The following is a 17,859-nucleotide window of genomic DNA, read 5'->3' as shown; positions in this document are numbered from 1 at the left end:
GAAAAGGGGGACGCATGTCCGATACATTCCAGGCAATGGTCATCGACATGGCCGATGGCAAGCCGCAGACCGGGTTCCGCCAGCTTTCACTCTCCGATCTGCCGGATCATGATGTTCTCGTCGAGGTTCATTATTCGACCGTCAATTACAAGGACGGCCTGGCCCTGACCGGCAAAGGGCGGATCGCCCGGCGTACTCCCATGGTCGGAGGCATCGACCTTGCCGGAATCGTAGTTGAATCCCGATCTGACAAATGGGCGCGTGGCGACAAGGTCATCGTCAACGGATGGGGGCTGTCTGAAACAGAATGGGGCGGATATTCGCGATTTCAGCGCCTGAAAGCGGAATGGCTGATCGCACTTCCCGAAACCTTCAGCCTTTCGCAGGCAATGGCAATTGGAACGGCCGGCTACACGGCGGCGCTTTGTGTCAATGCGCTTGAGGATTGGGGCACGATCCTCAACGACGATCGCGAAATTCTCGTGACCGGTGCGGCGGGCGGTGTCGGCTCGGTGGCGATCAGCCTGCTTGCGGACAAGGGTTACAAAGTAACCGCATCGACCGGTCGCCCTGAAACGCGGGACTATCTCGGATCGCTCGGCGCGAGCGCTTTCGTTGACCGGGCATTGCTTTCAGAAAAGGGCGGTCCTCTACAAAAGGAGCGCTGGGCCGGCGTGGTTGATTCTGTGGGCTCGACGACGCTCGCAAACACACTTTCACAGACCGTATACGGTGGGGCAGTTGCTGCCTGTGGCCTTGCAGCCGGCGCAGACCTGCCGGCAACGGTACTCCCGCATATCCTGCGCGGCGTGGCACTGCTTGGCATTGATTCCGTTATGGCACCAATGTCCAAACGGATCCGCGCATGGCAGACCCTCGCCGAACACCTGAAAGCAGAAAGGATCGAGACATTGGCAAGGATCGAGCCCTTCTCCGAGCTTCCGAGCCTTGCTCAGGATATCGTCGAGGGCAAAATTAGGGGGCGTGTCGTGGTGGAAATCGCAGAATAAGGCTGCTCCAGCGGGCAAGCTATTTGAATATTCGAGAGAGCCGCACCCGAGAGAAAGTGTCCTCACCATCACTCAGAACCAAGCGAAGATACTACATGAGTTTGTCGGCCATTTGGGGCCGGGATGCCTTTGACACCTTCAGGGACGACCTGCCCAGCTTCCGTGGCAAGTCGCGAGATGCTTCGCCATCTCGACAGAATGCGCGAGATGCCGGAAGACGTTACGGACCACCCAACCTTGGACGAGGAACTTTGCTGGGACGAGCCAAAGCCGCCATCGACCGACGAGGTCCATGGCTCGCTGTTGATGGAGATCGGCAATCGGCCTGGCATCCGTAATCTTCAGATTGCCGTTTACTGGAATGATGAACATCGGCACTTCGGTACGTTTGAGCTTGCGGTCGACGACGAGACCGATGAAGCCTGCGGCCTGTCCAGGTCGAGGATCTTGCCGGCAAGCAGATTGATTGGGCCTGCCTGGTCCCAATCCGGCGCCAATTTCGATGAGACAATTCGCATCTTCATCAACGCCTTTCCGCTGCAGCAATTGGAAGCACTGAACGAAGACTGCATCAATGAAATGCTCGCGGCAAAAGTCGCGTGATTGCATTGCTCCAACGCAGCGTACCTGCATCGACGCGTTTCAATGAGCGAAGACTAATCTGCTGTTGTTTGTAATGCAGCTTTCGAGAGCTCGCCTTCAGAGGCGGCGAGCTCCAAAAGCCAGCAGACTATAAGGATAGCGCGCCGGCCGGTCGCATAGGCTGCGTTTTCGGCGCTATCTTCGACGGCGCCAGGACCACAGGCATTCCCGCTTCGAGACAGGCGGTCAGGAACGCCTCTCTTGCTATGACAGCAGGCACAACCCGATTGAGCACGCCGCGGCAGGTCTTCACCGCACGTTCGTGGCGCTCGCCATGCCGCAGCGGCCATTCATTTTCCAGAAAGTCCAGAGCGTCATAGACGCCTGTAAAGGTGCGCTCCAGCCCGCATTGGAGCCTGATCGTCACCGGACGGGTCCACGGAATATCGTTGAGTGGCATCTTCTTCCTCCTTTCCATGCCAAGGACCTCTCCCAGGATCATATTGTAAGAGAGGATTGTCACTTCAAGAGTTTGCCTCAGGCCACGAGGCCCTTGGTCAACTCCAGCGCCTGACGCTCGAACAGCCGGCGGTAAATGCCGTTATTGAGGCGAATGAGCGCCTGATGGTCACCCTCTTCCACGATCTTTCCCTTGTCGAAGACCAAAAGTCGATCCAAAGCTCGTACCGTCGAAAGTCGGTGCGCGATCACCAGCGTCGTGCGACCTTCCATAAGGCGTTCCATTGCCTGCTGGATCTGCACCTCGCTCTCGCTGTCGAGGCTCGAGGTCGCCTCGTCCAGGATCAGCACCGGCGCATCAGCCAGAAATGCCCTGGCGATGGCGACACGTTGACGCTCGCCGCCCGACAATTTGACGCCGCGCTCGCCCACCAATGTCTCATAGCCCTTTGGCAGGTCCATGATAAACCTATGGGCACTGGCCTGCTTCGCTGCATTCTCGATCTCGCGCCGTGACGCGTTCGGTCGGCCGTAGGCGATATTTTCGGCAAGCGTGCGATGAAATAGGATCGGCTCCTGTTGCACGATGGCAATCTGGCTGCGCAGGCTGGACTGAGTGACATGGGCGATATCCTGGCCGTCAATGCGGATCGACCCCGCCTTAACGTCATGGAGGCGCTGGATGAGCTTGACAAAGGTCGTCTTGCCCGAGCCGGAATGGCCGACCAATCCGACACGCTCGCCCGGTTTGATCGTCACCGAGAAATCCTCATAGAGCGGTGCAGGATGCGCCCCGTACTGGAAGGTGACGCGATCGAACAGGACTTCGCCCCTATCGATCTTGATCGCCTTCGCGTTTGGCTTATCCTCAATGCCCAGCGGCGTTTTGTCGAGCAGGACAAGTTCTTCCATATCGTTGACGGCGCGCTGCAGGTTTCGAATGTCCTGTCCGACCGAGCGCAGGTAACCCTGCAGGATGAAAAACATCGCTAGCACGAATGTGATGTCCCCCGGCGTCGCCAGTCCCTGCCGCCACATGACAAGGCCAGTGCCAAGAATGCCGGCCTGTATGGAGACCATCATGAAACCCTGGATCGTGCCGTTCAGTGTCCCGCGCTTCCATGTCCGCCGTGTTCGACTGTCCCATTTGAGCAGCACCTGGCGCAAGCGTTCCTCTTCGCGGTTTTCGGCGCCAAATGCCTTCACGACCGAGTTGCAGCTGATGGCATCCGCCAGTGCGCCGCCCAGCTTGGTATCCCATGCGTTAGCAAGCTTCGCCGCTGGCGACACGTATACGGTCGAAAGCAAGATGGTCACGCCGATATAGATCAGCGATCCCGCAGCCACGATCAGCCCCATGACCGGCCAATAACTACCGAGCACGGCGCTGGCGCCCACGAGCATGACGATCGAGGGTAGTAAGGCTATCAGCAACAGGTCATTGAGCGAGTCGAGCGCCCACATGCCACGAGTGATCTTGCGCACCGTCGAGCCGGCGAAACTATTGGCATGCCAATCGGTCGAGAAGCGCTGCACCTTGTGGAAGCCGTTATTGACCACGTCGGCCATGATGCGCAGCGTCAGACGGATGATCCCGTCGAAGATAAACCAGCGCAGCGTAACGCTGGTCAAGCCAAGGGTGACGACGACAACGAAGGCGCGGATGGCATCGGCCGCCGCACTGCCGCTGGCAATCGCATCGACGATCTGGCCTGAAAACACCGGCACCAGAACTTCGGCTAGCGTACTGACAATTACCAGCAGGATGATGGTGCCCACCAAAGCGGGACGATGGGTCCACTGACGAAAAACAAAGCCGAGCACATTGCGATAAGCATCGGCGCGGAAGTCGAGCTTCTTGCGAGTCATCTTAACCAGTCCGACCGCACATTTCGGCGGTCGGCCCCAAAAATCGAGAGTTAACGGACATTGCCGGAACGGAAACGAGCCGACTTCGGCAAATCAATCGAACTGTGAAGGAAACAAAACCGCTTCATGCGTGCCCACTGCGGGCCACAAATGGGAATGATCTAATTTCGGTTCATTCCGGACGGAAGCGTTTCGATGAATGCTGGTGTCATGCAACGCCTCCTCTGTTTGATGTGCAGCGATGGAGAGTTTGTATCGGACTAATTCGACTTTGCCAAGCCGGTTTTTCTACTTTATGGGGAAACATGCGCGAATGCCACACCATTTCGGACAGGGACCCATGCGCGAACTCGTCGCCGCGGCCGGCCGGCACCCTGAAGATCTCATCATGATCACTTGCCGGTCAGCCATGGTGGCGGGCCCGATCGGCACGAGATCGCCGAGACGATCATGTGTGAGCACGAAACCGCCGGGATGCTGGCCGAGATGGCGTGGAGCGCCCATCAGCTGCTGGGCCAGCTTCAAGGTCAAGGCAAGCCTGCGATCCTCTGGATTGAGATTGAGCTCGCGTAGGCTACGCTCGGTCACTAGTTCCTTCCGCCACGACCACATGCCCACCGATAGCGTCTCGATCACGTGCTCCGACCAGCCGAGAGCCTTGCCAACATCTCGAATTGCGCCCTTGGCGCGTGATGATCGCTCACAGGGCGGCCTTGTCATGGCCGTAGGTCCTGTAGATCCATTGGATCACCTCCTCGCACCGCTCGTGCTCGAAATCGACATCGATGTCGGGTGGCTCGTCGCGCTCCTGGGAAACGAAGCGTTCGAAGAGCAGATTGTTGGCCTCAGGATCGATGGAGGTGATGCCGAGGATATAGCAGACGGCGGAATTGGCAGCCGATCCCCACCCCTGGCATAGGATGCTCTGGCCGCGGGCATAGCGGACGATTGAGAACATCGTCAGGAAATAGGGGGCGTATTTCGTGGCGCGATGATGTATGAAGTTAATCTTTACAGTTTACCTTCATATATAGTAGAGATGCTGCCATGATCGAGAACGCCGACAAATCACCCCTCGCCTCCACAGTTGCCGAAGAGCTCAGAGGCTTCGCAAGCAAGCTGAAGCGCAAGCTGCGCGAGCAGGGCCACGCCGGCGACCTGACGCCAAGTCAGGCGTCGGCGCTCGTCCGACTGGAAAAAGAAGGCCCGATGACCACCTCGGCGCTGGCGCGCGCCGAAGGCATGCGCCCGCAATCGATGGGCACGCTCCTATCGGCGCTGGATGCGATGGGCCTCGTCTCGGGAATGCCCGACCCCTCTGACGGCCGGCAAACCATTCTCTCGCTGACGGAGCGATGCCGCCGCCTGATCCAGGAAGGCCGCGCCGCCCGCCAGGACTGGCTCAGCCGCACCATCGAAGCCAGGCTTTCGCCGGGAGAGCAAAGCCAAGTGCTGGCCGCCATCGGCCTGCTGCAGCGACTAGTCGAGCAGGATTAGACCGTCCTTTCCTTCCTCACACCTTAGGATATCCCATGGCCCTGACCGCATTGGATCAACAGACCGCCCTAATTGTGGTCGACCTCCAGAAAGGGATCATGAGCGCGGCCTTCATCGAGCCGATCGCTCCCGTCATCGAACGCGCCGTCGCGCTCATCCGCGCGTTCCGGCAGCACGATCTGCCCGTCGTCTTCGTTAAGGTTGCCGGCACCGCGCCCGGGCGCGCGGAGCAGCCCAGACGCCACATCGGACCGCTGCCGGACGGCTTTACGGACTTCATTCCTGATCTCGACCAGCAGCCCGGCGATATCGTCGTGACGAAATACAGCTGGGGCGCCTTCGCGACGACCGACCTCGACGCCCGTCTCAAATCCCTCGGCGTAACTCAGGTGGTGGTCATCGGCGTCGCAACCGGAACCGGCATCGAGGCGACCGCGCGGCAGGCCTTCGAGGCCGGGTACAATGTCGCGCTCGCGATCGACGCCATGACCGATACCCGGCCCGAGGCCCATGCCTACAGCATCAAGAACGTCTTTCCCCGGCTCGGCGAAACCGCCACGACGGAAGAGATCATGACCGAACTCGCAAAGCGGAACGCTTAAGGATGACCTTCCTCCACACTCTCTCGCTGCTTGCCGGCGGTGCATTTCTGATGAATGCAATTCCGCACCTCGTCAGCGGCGTTCTCGGCCGGCCCTTTCAATCGCCCTTCGCCAGGCCACCCGGTGAAGGCCTGTCATCGTCGACCGTCAATGTCCTATGGGGCTTCGCCAATCTGGTACTGGCCTATCTGCTTCTCATCCGTTTCGGCAGCGTGAATTGGGATGGCGCCACGGATGTCTTATCTGCAGGCCTCGGGGCTTTCGCCATCGCGCTGTTTTGCGCGCGTCACTTCGGCCGGTTCCATGGCGGGAACGCGCCGGAACGGCAATGATGCTGCGGACCTTCCGGTCGCTCCGACACTACAATTTCCGGCTCTGGGCGGCGGGGGCGCTCGTGTCGAATATCGGCACCTGGGTCCAGCGAACCGCACAGGACTGGCTCGTCTTCGCCGAACTGACGCGACATAACGGCTCGGCTGTCGGTATCGTCATGGCTCTGCAGTTTGCACCGCAGTTTCTGCTGCTTCCCTGGTCGGGTCTTGCCGCCGACAGTCTGAACCAGCGTAAGCTCCTGATGGCGACGCAGGCGACGATGGGCGCGCTCGCGCTGGCGCTCGGTATTCTCACCGTCACGGGCCTCGCGCAGCTCTGGCACGTCTATGTGTTCGCCTTCCTGTTTGGCAGCGTGGCCGCGCTCGACGCGCCGGTCCGCCAAACCTTCGTCGCGGAGCTGGTCGGCGACGACGATCTGCCGAATGCGGTGGCGCTGAACTCCATGTCGTTCAATCTCGCGCGGATGATCGGTCCGGCCGTGTCGGGTGTCGCGATCGCCACTATCGGGACCGGATGGGGCTTTCTCGTCAATGGCGTATCCTTCCTGGCCGTCCTGATTTCTCTGACGCTGCTGCGGCGGTCGGAGCTGCGGCCGAACAGACGGGCGCCACGTGGCAAGGGCCGCTTTGTCGAGGGCCTGCGCTATGTCCGGGGCCGCCCCGATCTCGTGGCGATCCTGTTCATGCTGTTCTTCATCGGCACCTTCGGCCTGAATTTTCCGATCTTCGTCTCGACGATGGGCGTGCGCATCTTCCATGCCGATGCCACCGGCTACGGGCTGTTGTCGTCTATTATGGCGGTCGGGACGATTACGGGGGCATTCCTGAATGCCGGCCGCGACCGCATCGAATTCCGCAATCTGATCGTGAGCGCCACGGTATTTGGCCTCGGCTGCGCGTTGGCGGCGCTTGCGCCCTGCTACTGGCTCTTCGCGGTGGCGCTTGTCGTCATCGGCATCGCCGCGCTCTCCTTCACCAACGCCACCAACAGCCTGATGCAGCTTTCGACTGAGGCTACGATGCGCGGGCGGGTGATGGCGCTGCGCGTTGGCATCGCACTCGGTGGCACGCCGATCGGAGCGCCCATCGTCGGCTGGGTGGCCGATCATGAAAGCCCGCGCTGGGCGATGGCCATTGCGGCGGCATCAGGGATCATCGCGGCGACGATCGGCATCTTTGCGAAACAAGGAGCAGGTCGGAACTAGGAGCTGAGAGTACCTGCAAGGTTTGGTCGCTCTATCGCCATGTTTTTTTGCGCTAAGGACCTGCAGAGTTCGTCGCTTCCGCACCACCGAGCGTCAGGATGGCTTCACGCTCTACAGCCTGAATGAGCCGCGCGTGTGCCGGGGCCTGCGACCAGAGCAGTCCAAGCACCCGTTCGGGAGCCGGATCAGGGAGGCGGTGTCTTACGATCGACAAGCCTCCCGGCCAAGGCAGCACCCGATCCGGGACGAGCGAAACACCAATCCCGCAGTCAACGAGTACAGCGATTGCATCCAGCGCGTCGAGTTCGATGCGATCGTTGGGCCGGATTCGTTGCTGTTGCAAATAACGCAAAGCCGCAGATGATGAAGAACTGCTAGGATAGCTCCTTCGATAGGCATCGCGCTCCGGTCCAATGTCTCAAGCTCTTGAAGGGATCTGAACCACAACGCCCTACTTGGTTCCAGATGCCGAAGTATTTGATTTCATTTTGGCGCATGAGCTTGAGCTCGGCTTACACTTTGCCCGCCATGTTGCCTTGCAGGCGGTGCATTGAGCCTTGGTGCGGATAGAATAGGATGCCGGCACCCTTCACGTTGACGAGATCCTATGTCTGAACTCGATTGGTTGAGCCAACTGCTTCAAATCATCACGGTCACCGGCCAGCTCGAGGTGCGCTGCGCCTATGGCGCTCCCTGGCGCATTATGTGGAACCGGGCTGCGCCGAACGAAATTCCCTACCACGTCGTCGTCAGGGGCCGAGCGATCTTTGAGGATCCGGAGGCAAGAACCCGGCGGGAGTTGACGAGCGGCGATATCGTGCTGTTACCGCACGGCGCGGCGCATGTGCTGCACGATGGCAGCGGGCAGACGCCCGCTCCTACGCAGCAGCGGCAGAGTACTGCCGGGTGGATGCTGAGCGAGAACGACAGCGACGGCGAACAACTAGATCTGTTGTGTGGCCGATTTTTCATTTCGCCTCCTCACGATCGATTGGTCCGCAACTACCTGCCCCTCGATCTGGTGGCACGGACCATGGATGCCCCCGGAGAAGAGGGTGTCGCGTCCGCAACTGGCCAACTCTCTAATCTGGTGGGGTTGATGCGAATGGAAGCGGCCGGCGATCGACCCGGAGGACGCGCCGTTCTCAATGCACTGTCTTCGGCTCTTTTTACGTTGGTGTTGCGTGCAGCCAGCCAATCAGCAACAGCTCCTGAGGGTCTGCTGGCACTGGCCGGCCACCCGCGCTTGGCGCCAGCAATCAGCGCCATGCTCGCTGATCCCGCCAAGCCCTGGAAACTACCTGATCTGGCAGAGCTGTGTGGCATGTCTCGCGCAACGTTCATGCGACACTTCCGGGACAGGCTCGGTTGCTCCGCCCTCGACCTGTTGACCGATTTGCGCATGAGTTTGGCTGCCAACGAGCTCAAGAAGCCAGCGATCAGTACCGAGACAATCGCCGAAACGGTCGGCTATCAATCTGTTTCGGCATTCCGGCGCGTATTCGCCGAGAAAATGGGAATGACGCCAGGGGAATGGCGCAGGCTCGCGCAGACCGGCGGGAAAAGTGCGAGTTAGCGTTGGCCTGAGGTTTGATCCTTTTAAGCATCATATTGAGGCAATTCAATCTCGATAATATCACATGCGGTCGTAAAATCGGCTCCGTAATCACTTGATGAGGGAGCCACCCAATGAACTACATCAACAACATAGCCTCCGAAGCGGTACCGACGAATGCGGTCATCGAAGCCATCCTCAGCCGCAGCGCCGCTAAATATTACGACTCCACCGCCACACTGAGCGACGATCAGATCCGAGATCTGGTGCGCATCGGCACGTCGGCGCCGACCTCGTTTCACCTTCAGAACTGGCGGTTTATCGCGGTCCGCACACCTGACGCCAAGGCTCGGCTCCATCCGATCGCCTGGAAGCAGCCCGCGATCCTCGATGCCGCGGTTACCTTCGTTATCGTCGGCCAATTGGCCGATGCCAGCGCCGTGCCTGCCCGTCTGGCGCCGGTCGTGGAAGCCGGCATCATGCCGGCCCACCTGGTGCCGGAATGGGAGGCGCCCGCCCGCGGCCTCTATGACAACCAACCCCAACGGCAGCGGGACGAAGCGGTGCGCTCCGCGACCTTCGGTACGGCTGCGATCATCTACGCGGCGCGCTCGCTCGGCCTCGGTTCCACGCCGATGATCGGCTTCGACGCGGAAGCGGTGCATCGCGAATTTGGCCTCGCCGAAGATGAAATCCCGGTCATGCTCTTGACCGTGGGACCCGAGCGGTCCGGCAACTGGCCGCAGAAGCCACGCCTGCCCGTAGCCGACGTCCTGTCCTTTGCATAAGCCGCAACTCAATCAACATTTATGGAGACGACCATGACCAGAACGACCGTTCTGACGCCGGAACAGGTGCCGGCTGCATCGAAAGAGACCCTCGATGCTTTCAAAAGAAACATCGGGTTCACCCCAAACATGATGGCGGCCTTTGCTCAAAGCCCGATCGCCTTCAACGCATGGGCTGCCCTACTCGGGTCGCTCAGCAAGGCGCTTGACGTGAGGACTCGAGACAGCATCGGCCTTGCCGTCTCCGAAGTGAATGGCTGTAATTACTGCCTGGCGGTTCACAGCTTCACTGCCGAACATATGGCCAAGCTGCCAGCCGAAGAGATCATTCTCGCTCGCAAGGGCCATGCGACCGACCCGAAGCGGGATGCTGCGGTGCAATTCGCGCGAAAGGTTTTCGAGACCCGCGGGAAAGTCAGTGACGCGGATCTGGAGGCTGTTCGCGATGCCGAATTCACCGAAGCGAACATCATCGAGATCGTTGCTCTGGTCGCAATGTACACCCTGACGAACCTGTTCAACAACGTCTTCGATCCGGACAAGGACTTTCCTGCCGTTGCCCCGGCCGGCGCGATCTGAGTGCCATCTCTCCTAGTCTCATGAATCTGTAGGATCAATCCCATGAACATTCTCCACATGGACAACAGTCCGCGCCAACAATCCCATAGCCGTCAGCTTTCGGCGGCGATCGTTAAAAGGCTTCTTGAGGTTGCACCTGGCGCGGACATCATCCGACGTGACCTCGGCACTGATCCCCTACCTCAGACCGCGGCCCTTTATGCCGCTGCACTGGCGTCACCGGCCACTTTGGCGGCCCCACCGACGGGGTCGCTCGATCTTTCCGAACAGCTTGTGCGGGAAGTCGAAGCGGCGGATGTGGTCGTCATAGGAACGCCGATGCACAATCTGACCATTCCCTCGGTCCTGAAGGCCTGGGTCGACCAGATCTTGCGTGTAGGCCGTACAATGAAATCGACGTTGGCCGGGAAGGTCGGATTGCTTCGGGACCGTCCGGTCCTTATCGGCGTGGCTTCCGGCGGCTTCTTCACCGGCGAGCGCGCCAACCAACCGGATTTTCTGACCCCCTACCTGTCGATTGCGCTTAGCTCGATCGGGCTGAAGAGCCAGCAGTTTTTCCCGCTTCAAGGAACGGCCTTCCTTAACTGGGAGCAGGCGGCAGAGACGAGAGACAAGACGCTTGCAGTTCTCGACGCCACCGCCGTGAAGCGCCTGACCGAAATCCAGGATCAACCCGCAATGGTCGCGAGCGTCGGCTGGAACCATGCCGACCTCGCCTTGCCCAGGCACGCATCGCCAAGCGCACACTGAGGGACCGAAAGCTTCCAACGTTTGTTCATCAACCATCCGACGCCGCCGGCCAATCAACATGAGGCTTCAGATGATCTTATCTACGTCTACGCTTCCCAAGATCGGTGACAGGATCACCGGCAATTCGACACCGCCCGATGACCGCGCCATCCGCGAATGGCTGGGCTCAGAGGCATACGGTCAATGGAGCGAACTGCGGACCTGGATCGATGCATCCTATCCCGGAGTATTCGCACCCGACTGGCTTTACGGCGGAAAGAAGCGCGGTTGGTCCTTGCGCTTCAAGAAGACTAGGGCGCTTACTACTTTGGTGCCGGAATATCAGCGGTTCTCCGCCATCGTCGTGATGGGCGGAGCCGAACGCGAGAAGTTCGAGGAGCGGCGTTATTTCTGGCGCCCGCGATTGGTCAGAGCCTACGATGACGCGAAGACCTACATCGACGGGAAATGGCTAACGCTTCCAGTCTTGTCCAAAGATGAGCTGCAGGATGTGACAGAGCTTTTGGCGATGAAGCGTCCGCCGCTCCCACGCTGACTAGCCCGTCATCTGCAATCGTTCCTCTAACGAGCCGATACCGGACCCAAAGACATCTACCCACGGCACCCAAGGAAGATCGAAGTGGTCTTCCGCGCTGTATCACCTCAAATCATCAAAGCATCGAAGGAAACAAATCGATGAAAGCCATCATAGCAACCGACGAAGCCGCCGGCGCGGCCGGCATGTCATTGGCGGAGCACCCGCAGCCGCGGGCGGCGATAAACGACGTCATTGTCGAGGTTCACGCGTCGGGCTTCGTGCCGACCGAACTGAGCTGGCCCTCCACCTGGACCGATCGCATCGGCCAAAAACGAACGCCATCGATCCCGGGCCATGAGTTCGCCGGTGTGGTTACCGCTCTCGGCTATGGTACGACCGGCCTTTCTTTGGGACAGCGCGTGTTCGGCCTGACGGACTGGTACCGCGACGGCACCCTGGCGGAATATGTCGCCGTAGAGGCTCGCAACCTCGTACCACTTCCCGGCGACGTGGAGTTCACAGTGGCTGCCAGCCTGCCGATCTCCGGCCTGACCGCCTGGCAAGGACTGTTGCAACATGGCCGCCTCCAAGCAGGCCAGAGCGTCCTTGTTCATGGCGCCGCCGGTGCGGTGGGTTCGATCGCGACGCAGCTTGCGCGCGAGTTCGGAGCCTACGTCATTGCCACCGGACGCGCCGCCGACCGGCAGAAGTCGCTGGAGTTTGGCGCGAACGAGTTCGTCGATCTGGCAAATGATACGCTCGAGGAAATCGGAAGCGTCGATCTCGTGCTTGACATGATCGGCGGCGAGATCCAGAAGCGCTCCACAGGTCTGGTACGACCCGGAGGTACGCTCGTTTCCGTAGTTGGCCCGGTTGAAGCGCGACCCGTCGATGGCCGGGCAATTGACTTCGTCGTGGAATCCGATCGCGCTCAACTTAATGAGGTTGTTCAGCGGGTACGTGACGAACGCCTTCGGACGAACATCGGCTACATCTCGACCTTGGATAATGCGGTCGCTGCATTCAATCCCACCAGACGGCGGACAGGGAAAACGATCATTCGCACTCGCGAATGAGAGGCGCAAGCCATCAATAGCGTCATTATTTTTCCTAAGCGAACCCAAGCTGAACCATGATGGCCGGAGCAACAACTCCGGCCCTATTCTGCGGACGTATGACGGCTGCTTCTCAATGGATAAAGCCGCCGCCAGTTTCGCGATCGCACAACACGCACCGCAATTGCCAAGCACGTCACCACACAGACGGCGGCATTTGAGCACCTCCCAGAAGATTCCCGTTTGGACCACATTTCCCAACATGTGTGAGCGCCCAGCCCTCGCCCCGAGATAAGTATTCCGCCCATTCGGATGGAACCAATTGGCGCCTATCGCGATTTTCTGCCTATGGCCACCGCGCGCTGTTACCTTGCGATCTGGATTATTTTGACATCATGGTATCCGGCTGTCGCCGCCACCATAACCGCACAAGATGTGAATGCCGCTTCCATTTCGTCCTCGCACATCGAAGCACCAAGCCCCAAACCGACCAATCCTGATGCGGCAATCGTAAAACTTCAAATTCTGCTAGATCGAACTGGCGCTTCACCGGGCGCGATCGACGGTTTTGGCGGGGACAACCTCAACAAGGCAATTGCGGGATTTAACGCATTGCAGGGACTTCCAGCTGGCAATAAGCCCGATACGGCCGTGCTCGGGCGGCTCGAAGAGCAAGGCCCGGTCGTTCAGAGTTATTCCATAACCGCAGACGACGGGAAGGACCTGGTACCGAAGATTCCCAAGGACTATGCCTTGCAGGCAAAGATGGATCATCTCGGTTATACCAGCATCGCCGAGAAACTAGCCGAACGTTTCCATATGAGTATTGCCCTTCTCAAGGCGCTCAATCCGACCGCCTCCTTCACTCCCGGTGAAACGATCTCGGTCGCAGCAACCGGCGCGGCAAAGAGCGGTGTAGTGAAACGAATCGAGGTCCATAGGCAATCGGGACAGGTATTCGCATTTGCAGAAGATGGGTCGTTATTGGCAGTCTACCCTGCTACGATCGGCAGCGAGGAGACACCTTCTCCCTCCGGCAAGCACAAGGTCAAAGGTGTTGCGCGATTGCCGACATACATCTACAACCCAACGATCAACTTTCAGCAGGGTCACAATAAGAAGATATTAAAGCTGCCGAGCGGGCCGAATAATCCCGTCGGCACCGTCTGGATTGATTTGACGGAACCAACTTATGGGATTCACGGAACGCCGGATCCGGAACTTATCGGCAAGGTCGACTCTCACGGTTGCGTCCGCCTGACCAACTGGGATGTGGAAGAGCTCGCAGGGATGGTTAAGCCGGGCGTAGTGGTTGAATTTATCGACTGAACATTAGGTTGCGGAGGGAAGGAGCAAAGTGGCCATCCCCCCGCCTGGCTTAAATGCCACTTTTCAAAGATCGACTCAGGTTCGACAAAATCCAGTCCGTTGATGTGAAGGGATACGAACCTGTGAGCCCTTTGTTTACTTCGTCAGCGAAGTCGATTTGTCATTGCTCCATAACCGGACGATTGTGAGCAAAATGCTCATTTGCGCAGCCTCACGGCGGCAATGGCATGTGGCATCAGGAACGCGGCAATCTCTGTGATAACTTCCTTCAGATCGCCGGGTTCATGTGCAACGCTTTCAACGAATGCGTGCCATTGTCGTTGCTTTTCCTGGTCCTTGGCAAACGCGTCCGTGAGGGCGTCGGGTATCTCCGTGGGGATCGGTGTTTCTCGTCGTTCGAAAGTCGCTTTGATCGCACGCGCCAATCTGTCATCATCGAAATCGAATGACCGGTTGAGAATCCAGATGTCGTAGAAGTCCTTCATGCGGCTGTTTGCACGCCCTAGCATGACCATCGCCTGGAACTTCTCGGCAATGACCGTCTCCCGCGCATAGGCTCGGAGCCGGGGCATCGGAAAGCCGAGCATGGAAGGATAATCCAGCATCTCCGCCCCAGGCTCGAGCGCATCGCCAAATCCGATGTCGATCGTCAGGGTAATCCGCGCGCCACTGATCAAGGCCACGACCCGCAGCCTGAGCCCGCCATATTCCAGTCCCTCACGAATGCGATCCACGCGTAAAGTTTCTGCATCGAACGTGACGCCATCATCAGCTTGTTGCGCCAGAATCTCGCGAAAAGTCTTCAGCATCGGGTCCGGCTCGGGATTGCCAAAGCCCAAAAGGTCGAGATCGCGTGTGCCACGGTGCGGATCGTCAAACCAACTCATCATTAGCATCGCGCCCTTCAGCACAAAGCGGCCGGCATGAGGTGATTCGCTGAGCCGGAATAATAACCGCTCAAGCGCAAAACGCGTCAGAACCAAATCGAAGGTGCCCACTTGCCTTGGCGAGTTGCAACAGGCGGGTGCGCACCGAGGCGCCGAGATTTCTGATTTCTTTAGCCATTGGCGGTCAATGCCTCGAGATACGGCCGGATCACCGTTCCAACACCGCCGTGCTCGGCTTCAGCAGCGATCTCGCCGGGGTTGGCCTTGCGTTGCCGTAGCGCTTCTTGAAGCCCCTCGATCGCCACGGAGAGGCCGATCTTGTTGCGATAGCGGAAGCTATCGGCAATTGTTTTGGCAACTCCGAAAATCTTCACGGGAACACCTTCAATAACATGGATTTCAACGCCATCGTGGAGCAGGCTCTCCGTAAAGCGCACGATGCGAATAGGTGTGCCATCTGGTTTCGGAGGCCAGTCTTTGCGGCCTATGGCAAGCCACACGTGTCCTGGCAGTTGATCGGTAAGGCCGTGGAATGCCAGAGCCGAAACAAGGCAGACAACGGCTTTCGGAACGCGTTTGGCAGCCTCTGCCAGACTATGGTTGGCATCGAGTTCGGCATCTGGAAGTTGATATAGACCGCGAGCAAGCCGCAGCACTTCACCATCCCGTTCCATTCGGCTCATGGTTGCCGCTGTCACGCCAGCGCTCCGAAGTTCCGCCAGTCGTGCGATGCCCCGCTCGATAAGCACATTACGGGCGATCTGGCGTTGAGTGACGGAAGCCGGCATTGACACAAGAACTCGGAGTATAGAATCTATTGTCCGAGGATTTGTATCACAATCCATACCCTTGGGAAGGCAACGATTGGACGAAATCGCGAGCAACAACGATAGTTATGCTCTTGATGGGAGTCGAACCGACGACCCTGTGGTTACAAAGTGTTTCACTCCTCAAATTTTCCAAAGGCATGTATCGACTTTGCCTCGATAGAATGTCCGACCCGCGGGCCTGCGGCCTCCACCGGCGAACTGCAACGACGTGCGATCGCGGTTTCTCGGCCGCACCAAGACGACAACGGCGGACGACCGCACGCACGTCGTCGTTTTGATCGGCCGGCCGATCGAAGCGCTGAAGCGGTGGATCGAGGAAGCCAGAATCGATACCGGACCGGTGTTCCGCCGCATCGACCAATGGGGCAATATCGATCGGCCGGCGCTGACGCCGCAGTCGGTCAATCTGATCCTGAAGACGCGGTGCAGCCAGGCCGGTTTGGATCCGGAGCTCTTTGGCGCATGGACTGCGATCCGGATATCTGACCAGGGCGGCCAATCGCGGCATCCCTTTGAAGGAGGCATGCAGCAATCCCTGCACAAGCCGTGGCGCAGGCGGCGAGCTATTATAACAACGCGGAGCGAAAGAACGGACGGGCGGCGCGTTTGTTTTTGTAGCGCTACGTCCGGATTCTCGAGAGACGCGCGCTATTTTCTCCTTGCAATTCGGGAGTTTCATTCCATAAATGCAAGGATGATTAACCGTCGAATATCATCCGAACTGAACGAACTCCTCGATACGCGCCCAGCTGTCGCGCTCATCGGGCCGCGTCAGGTCGGAAAAACGACGTTGGCACTCTCCATAGCCGACCATCGGCCTTCGATCTATCTCGACCTGGAATCGGATGCTGATCGTGCCAAGCTCGCCGAACCGGAACTATATCTCAGCCAACATAGTGACAAGCTCGTCATATTGGACGAGGTTCACCGGCTTCCTAATCTTTTCCAGAATTTGCGCGGACTTATCGACCGCGGCCGTCGAAGTGGTAGAAAAGCGGCGCAGTTCCTGCTGCTTGGGTCAGCATCCATTGACTTATTGAAACAGTCGGGTGAGACGCTCGCTGGCCGTATAGCCTATCTTGAAATGGGCCCCGTTAACGGCATCGAAGTACCAGCTGACGAACTAAATACGCTATGGCTACGAGGGGGTTTCCCAGACAGTCTACTCGCTCAAACCGATCGCGCAAGCCAGCGATGGCGGCAGGACTTTATTCGTACGTATCTGGAGCGAGATATTCCTTTGCTCGGTCCTCGTATTCCTGCGGAGACATTGCGGCGCTTCTGGACCATGCTCGCGCATCATCAGTCCGGACTTCTGAACGCCGCAGAGTTTGCACGTGCGCTTGGCGTCGATGGCAAGACCGTTGCCTCCTATCTCGACCTGCTGGTTGATCTGCTGCTCGTACGACGTCTGGAGCCTTGGCATGCAAATGTTGGAAAGCGTCTCGTAAAATCGCCTCGGGTTTATGTTCGCGACAGTGGCATCACCCACACTCTCTTGGGGCTGACCACTCAGGAGGATCTGCTCGGCCATCCGGTCGCCGGTGCAAGTTGGGAAGGTTTCGTTATCGAGACGCTGATTGCTGCAGCACCGGCCGGAACACAGAGTAGTTTCTATCGGACATCCGCCGGCGCCGAAATCGATCTGCTCCTCACGCCACCGGGCAATCGTCCGTGGGCCATCGAAATCAAGCGTAGTCTGTCGCCTAGACTCGAAAAGGGCTTCTATCTTGCGTGCGAGGATTTGAATCCGCTGCGACGGATCGTCGTCTACCCCGGACAGGAGATCTTCCCCATGAAGCAAGACGTGGAAGCAATGCCGGTATCTGCGTTAGGGGCAGCCTTGGCCGAACTCGGCTAGGCTGTGGTGACGAATTAAGGGTTTGGGATTCCCAATTAGGAGCAAATCAGATTCAAGGCTGACTTTTGGAGGTCGGTCATGGATATCGATAGGCTCAGTGCGGAACAGTGGTCTCGGATCGAGCCGTTTGTGCCAGGCGGGCGCAAGGGGCG

Annotated in this window: 17 protein-coding genes and 3 pseudogenes; 15 read left to right on the top strand and 5 right to left on the bottom strand. The window is 58.8% G+C overall.

Features of this window, described 5'->3' with window-relative positions; all coding sequences use genetic code 11:
* The first annotated feature begins 14 nt into the window (after positions 1 to 14).
* Together FBZ97_RS26160 and FBZ97_RS26155 are read left to right on the top strand one after the other, a co-directional pair.
* Positions 15 to 1,010 (top strand): MDR family oxidoreductase, encoded by a 996-nt coding sequence (locus FBZ97_RS26160; RefSeq protein WP_145322819.1) that lies wholly within the window; start codon positions 15 to 17, stop codon positions 1,008 to 1,010.
* Between the two features lie 177 nt (positions 1,011 to 1,187).
* On the top strand, positions 1,188 to 1,613 hold the full coding sequence (locus FBZ97_RS26155) for a hypothetical protein (RefSeq protein ID WP_145322817.1): 426 nt from the start codon (positions 1,188 to 1,190) through the stop codon (positions 1,611 to 1,613).
* 127 nt (positions 1,614 to 1,740) lie between these two features.
* Here FBZ97_RS26155 and FBZ97_RS26150 read toward each other — a convergent pair whose 3' ends face one another.
* From FBZ97_RS26150 to dnaE2, 3 genes and pseudogenes are all read right to left on the bottom strand, one after another.
* A complete protein-coding gene (locus tag FBZ97_RS26150) occupies positions 1,741 to 2,052 on the bottom strand; it encodes a DUF982 domain-containing protein (RefSeq protein ID WP_145322815.1) in 312 nt (103 codons plus the stop codon).
* A 77-nt stretch (positions 2,053 to 2,129) separates the two neighbouring features.
* Positions 2,130 to 3,920: an ABC transporter ATP-binding protein gene (locus tag FBZ97_RS26145; protein WP_145322812.1), complete on the bottom strand. Its 1,791-nt coding sequence runs from the start codon at positions 3,918 to 3,920 to the stop codon at positions 2,130 to 2,132.
* 390 nt (positions 3,921 to 4,310) lie between these two features.
* Positions 4,311 to 4,902, bottom strand: a pseudogene (gene dnaE2 / locus FBZ97_RS26140) (error-prone DNA polymerase); the annotation flags it as partial.
* Between the two features lie 65 nt (positions 4,903 to 4,967).
* Here dnaE2 and FBZ97_RS26135 point away from each other — a divergent pair.
* The 11 genes from FBZ97_RS26135 (at position 4,968) to FBZ97_RS26080 (ending at position 14,129) form a co-directional block, all read left to right on the top strand.
* The gene (locus FBZ97_RS26135; protein ID WP_069614899.1) at positions 4,968 to 5,417 is read left to right on the top strand and encodes a MarR family transcriptional regulator; all 450 of its coding nucleotides are present in this window, start codon (positions 4,968 to 4,970) and stop codon (positions 5,415 to 5,417) included.
* Positions 5,418 to 5,452: 35 nt separating this feature from the next.
* The gene (locus FBZ97_RS26130) at positions 5,453 to 6,019 is read left to right on the top strand and encodes an isochorismatase family cysteine hydrolase (RefSeq protein WP_113420312.1); all 567 of its coding nucleotides are present in this window, start codon (positions 5,453 to 5,455) and stop codon (positions 6,017 to 6,019) included.
* A 2-nt stretch (positions 6,020 to 6,021) separates the two neighbouring features.
* Positions 6,022 to 6,351 carry a hypothetical protein gene (locus tag FBZ97_RS26125; RefSeq protein ID WP_113367599.1) on the top strand — a complete coding sequence of 110 codons (330 nt, stop codon included), beginning with the start codon at positions 6,022 to 6,024 and terminating at the stop codon, positions 6,349 to 6,351.
* The gene (locus FBZ97_RS26120) at positions 6,351 to 7,556 is read left to right on the top strand and encodes an MFS transporter (RefSeq protein WP_145323047.1); all 1,206 of its coding nucleotides are present in this window, start codon (positions 6,351 to 6,353) and stop codon (positions 7,554 to 7,556) included. The genes FBZ97_RS26125 and FBZ97_RS26120 overlap by 1 nt, the downstream gene beginning before the upstream one ends.
* Before the next feature lie 607 nt (positions 7,557 to 8,163).
* Entirely contained in the window at positions 8,164 to 9,132 is a 969-nt protein-coding gene (locus tag FBZ97_RS26110; protein WP_113396202.1) for an AraC family transcriptional regulator, read from the top strand.
* 113 nt (positions 9,133 to 9,245) lie between these two features.
* Complete coding sequence (locus tag FBZ97_RS26105) at positions 9,246 to 9,899, top strand: nitroreductase family protein (RefSeq protein WP_145322810.1); 654 nt, start codon at positions 9,246 to 9,248, stop codon at positions 9,897 to 9,899.
* 33 nt (positions 9,900 to 9,932) lie between these two features.
* A complete protein-coding gene (locus FBZ97_RS26100) occupies positions 9,933 to 10,478 on the top strand; it encodes a carboxymuconolactone decarboxylase family protein (RefSeq protein WP_145322807.1) in 546 nt (181 codons plus the stop codon).
* 42 nt (positions 10,479 to 10,520) lie between these two features.
* Positions 10,521 to 11,228, top strand: a complete 708-nt coding sequence (locus FBZ97_RS26095; protein ID WP_145322805.1) for an NAD(P)H-dependent oxidoreductase — start codon at positions 10,521 to 10,523, stop codon at positions 11,226 to 11,228.
* A gap of 70 nt (positions 11,229 to 11,298) precedes the next feature.
* Positions 11,299 to 11,763, top strand: coding sequence for a DUF3788 domain-containing protein (locus FBZ97_RS26090; protein ID WP_113353626.1), 465 nt, complete (start codon positions 11,299 to 11,301; stop codon positions 11,761 to 11,763).
* A 140-nt stretch (positions 11,764 to 11,903) separates the two neighbouring features.
* Positions 11,904 to 12,821, top strand: coding sequence for an NADP-dependent oxidoreductase (locus FBZ97_RS26085; RefSeq protein ID WP_145322803.1), 918 nt, complete (start codon positions 11,904 to 11,906; stop codon positions 12,819 to 12,821).
* Positions 12,822 to 13,148: 327 nt separating this feature from the next.
* Positions 13,149 to 14,129, top strand: a complete 981-nt coding sequence (locus FBZ97_RS26080; protein ID WP_145322802.1) for a L,D-transpeptidase — start codon at positions 13,149 to 13,151, stop codon at positions 14,127 to 14,129.
* A gap of 197 nt (positions 14,130 to 14,326) precedes the next feature.
* Here the strand turns inward: FBZ97_RS26080 and FBZ97_RS26075 are convergent.
* Both FBZ97_RS26075 and FBZ97_RS26070 read right to left on the bottom strand, forming a co-directional pair.
* Positions 14,327 to 15,194 (bottom strand): annotated as a pseudogene (locus FBZ97_RS26075) (nucleotidyl transferase AbiEii/AbiGii toxin family protein).
* The gene (locus FBZ97_RS26070) at positions 15,187 to 15,804 is read right to left on the bottom strand and encodes a type IV toxin-antitoxin system AbiEi family antitoxin domain-containing protein (RefSeq protein WP_145322800.1); all 618 of its coding nucleotides are present in this window, start codon (positions 15,802 to 15,804) and stop codon (positions 15,187 to 15,189) included. The pseudogene FBZ97_RS26075 and the gene FBZ97_RS26070 overlap by 8 nt, the downstream one beginning before the upstream one ends.
* A 265-nt stretch (positions 15,805 to 16,069) precedes the next feature.
* Between FBZ97_RS26070 and FBZ97_RS34805 the strand changes: the two are divergent.
* Together FBZ97_RS34805 and FBZ97_RS26060 are read left to right on the top strand one after the other, a co-directional pair.
* Positions 16,070 to 16,464: pseudogene (locus FBZ97_RS34805) on the top strand (tyrosine-type recombinase/integrase); the annotation flags it as partial.
* A 76-nt stretch (positions 16,465 to 16,540) separates the two neighbouring features.
* Complete coding sequence (locus FBZ97_RS26060) at positions 16,541 to 17,707, top strand: ATP-binding protein (protein ID WP_113353621.1); 1,167 nt, start codon at positions 16,541 to 16,543, stop codon at positions 17,705 to 17,707.
* The last annotated feature ends 152 nt before the right edge of the window (positions 17,708 to 17,859 follow it).

This window comes from Rhizobium sp. ERR 942 (genome assembly GCF_007828395.1).
GTDB classification, from domain to species: domain Bacteria; phylum Pseudomonadota; class Alphaproteobacteria; order Rhizobiales; family Rhizobiaceae; genus Rhizobium; species Rhizobium dioscoreae.
Note: the sequence above shows the minus strand (reverse complement) of the source record. Positions and strands in the feature narration are given on the sequence as shown.